This window comes from Acidovorax sp. KPB24-07, assembly GCF_057543315.1.
Map to the genome: position 1 here is coordinate 1 of NZ_BAAJYS010000441.1, position 2,581 is coordinate 2,581.

Here is a 2,581-nt window from a genome sequence, read left to right on the forward strand (position 1 = left end):
CCACGGCCAGGTCGGCCGGCCCGACGAACAGGCAGTCCACGCCCGGCACGGCGGCGATCTCCCGCGCCTGCGCCACCGCCTCGCCGCTTTCGATCTGCACGATCACTGCGGTGTGCGCATCGCTCAGCCGCAGGTGGTCGGCCATGCTCCGCTGGCCGTAGCCGCCGGCGCGCGGCGAGGCCGAATAGCCCCGGGTGCCGCCGTAGCGCGCCGCACGCACGACTTCGAGCGCGATGGCGGCGGAGTCCACGTGCGGCACCATCACCCCGGCCGCGCCCATGTCCAGCGCCTGCTGGATGGCCGCGCCGCGCGGATAGGGCACGCGCACCAGCACCGGCAGGGCGCACGCGCGCGCCGCGAGCAGGCTGCGGTCCAGGCTCTCCGGCCCGAAGGGCGCATGCTCGGCATCGAGCACCAGGGTGTCCAGGCCCGTGGCGGCGAGCACCTCCACCGTCTGGTGCGAGGTGGTCTTCACGAACGTGGCGAACAGGAAATCGCCCGCCACCAGCCGCTCGCGCAGGGACGGGGCCTCATCGGCGGCGCCGGGGCGGGCCGCCGTCATGCCAGGTATTCCGGGCGCGCGGGGGTGAAGACGTCGAGATTGAGCACCGGCTCGTCGCCCACCACCACGCCGTGGTGCATGGCGTTGGGAGGCACCACCAGCAGGCTTCCCGGGCCCAGGCGCACCACCTGGCCCTCCACGTAGAAGTCGATCTGGCCCGCCAGGATGTACACCACCTGCTCATGGGGATGGGAATGCGGACGTGGCTCGTGGCCCGGCAGCAGCCGGTGCAGCGCGAGCGTGACGTGCTCGCTGCCGAATGCCTTGCGTTCGATGCCGTGGCGCACGGGCTTCCATTCCATTGCATTCCAATCGACGCTGTTCAGCGCCATGGGCAGGGGGTGTGGGGCGTTCATTCGGAGGAAATTCCCAGCGACTTGATGGTGGAAGACCACAGCCGGTAGTCAGCCTGCAGGATCTCGCGCAATTGAACCGGGTCCACGGGCGCCCGCACCATGCCCAGGCCCTTGAGCCGCTCGGCGACCTCGGGCAGGCCGGTCACCCGGTTGATCTCGTGGTTGATGAGGGCGCGGCGCGCCACGTCCAGCCCCTTGGGCGCGAACACGCCGTACCAGTTGGTGACCTCGAAGCCCTTGAGCGTCTCGGCCGCGCTGGGCACGTCGGGCAGCAGGTCGGACCGGGTCTTTTCGGTGACGGCGATCAGGCGCACCTTGCCGGCCTGCGCATGCGGCAGCAGCAGCGAGGCGCCGCCTGCGAACATCTGGCATTCGCCCTGCAGCAGTGCGGCGACGGCCGGGCCGCCGCCCTTGTAGGGCACGTGCACGATGTCCAGTTGCGCCGTCTTGGCCAGCAGCGCGAGCGTGAGGTGGTTGTGGGTGCCGATGCCGCCCGAGGCGTAGTTGAGCTTGCCCGGGTTGGCGCGGATGTAGGCCAGCAGTTCGGGGAAGGTGCGCGCCGGCACGCTGGGCGAGACGGCGATGACGTTGATCGCGTAGGCCAGCATGGCCACGGTGTCGAAATCGTTCATCGGATCGAACGCCAACTGCTTGTACAGGCTGCCGTTCATGGCATGCGTGGACATGGCGCCGATCTCGAGGGTGTAGCCGTCGGCCGGGGACCGGGCCACCAGCGCGGCGCCCAGGTTGCCGCCCGCGCCGGCCATGTTTTCCACCACCATCGGCTGGCCGCTGGCGGGGAACAGGTGCTTGGACAGCAGCCGGCCGAGGATGTCGGTCGAGCCGCCCGGCGCGAACGGCACGATCAGGCGCACGGGGTGGGTGGGAAAGTCGGCGCCGGCCTGCGCCCTCGCCAGCATGGGCAAGGCGCCCGAGGCACCCAGAACCAGGGCCTGGCGGCGTGTGGTCGAAACGTTCATGGAGAAACTCCCTGCTTTTTTAGCGGAATCGCCGCGGTGAAGCGGTACGGACAGTCTAGAAGTGGCCTCGCGAAAGGGAAGCGCGAACTTGGAAAATTCCACTTCGCAGAACGGATCTTCCCGGTGCGCGGCCGGCCCGTGGCAGGGGGCTCGCCGGCCCACGGTGCAGGCCGGCGCGGGCTCCCTGCCACGCCCCCGTATCATCGCCGCCATGCTTTCCAAGTTGATGAGCCTTTTCCTACTCGGGCTGGTGCGATTTCTCACCGGTTCCCAGGCCCGCTGGTACGGCTGCCCGCCCAAGGCCGAGCAACGCATCTATTTCGCCAACCACCAGAGCCACGCCGACCTGGTGATGATCTGGGCCGCGCTGCCCCAGGAGCTGCGCAGCATCACCCGCCCCATCGCTGCCAAGGACTACTGGACCAAGACGCCCTTTCGGCACTGGATCACCTCGGCGGTCTTCAACGCCGTGTACGTGGACCGCCAGTCGGGCACACCTGCCGCGATGCCACCGGCGGCGCCGGGCGCCGAAACGGCCGCCCTGGACCCTGCCCCGCCGGCCCCGGCGGACGGCCCAACCGCCCTGAACGCAGCTGACATTCCGCAGAGCGGATCGATGATGGAGACCCTGGCTCCGGCGCCCCATGAAGCCGCCGCCGAATCCGCGCCGCCGACACCCGAGG

The 2,581-nt window shown here is 70.0% G+C and carries 4 protein-coding genes; 1 reads left to right on the top strand and 3 read right to left on the bottom strand.

Features of this window, described 5'->3' with window-relative positions; translation table 11 throughout:
- The 3 genes from AC27IQ_RS22255 to AC27IQ_RS22265 form a co-directional block, all read right to left on the bottom strand.
- Positions 1-562, bottom strand: a 562-nt coding sequence (locus AC27IQ_RS22255) for an HpcH/HpaI aldolase family protein (protein ID WP_487090833.1), incomplete at its 3' end; no start/stop codon positions are given.
- Positions 559-918 carry a cupin domain-containing protein gene (locus tag AC27IQ_RS22260; RefSeq protein ID WP_284429467.1) on the bottom strand — a complete coding sequence of 120 codons (360 nt, stop codon included), beginning with the start codon at positions 916-918 and terminating at the stop codon, positions 559-561. The genes AC27IQ_RS22260 and AC27IQ_RS22255, both read right to left, overlap by 4 nt.
- Positions 915-1,898: a Bug family tripartite tricarboxylate transporter substrate binding protein gene (locus tag AC27IQ_RS22265; protein WP_272567231.1), complete on the bottom strand. Its 984-nt coding sequence runs from the start codon at positions 1,896-1,898 to the stop codon at positions 915-917. Before AC27IQ_RS22265 ends, AC27IQ_RS22260 begins: the two co-directional genes overlap by 4 nt.
- A gap of 211 nt (positions 1,899-2,109) precedes the next feature.
- Here AC27IQ_RS22265 and AC27IQ_RS22270 point away from each other — a divergent pair.
- Positions 2,110-2,581, top strand: a 472-nt coding sequence (locus AC27IQ_RS22270; RefSeq protein WP_487090834.1) for a 1-acyl-sn-glycerol-3-phosphate acyltransferase, incomplete at its 3' end; no start/stop codon positions are given.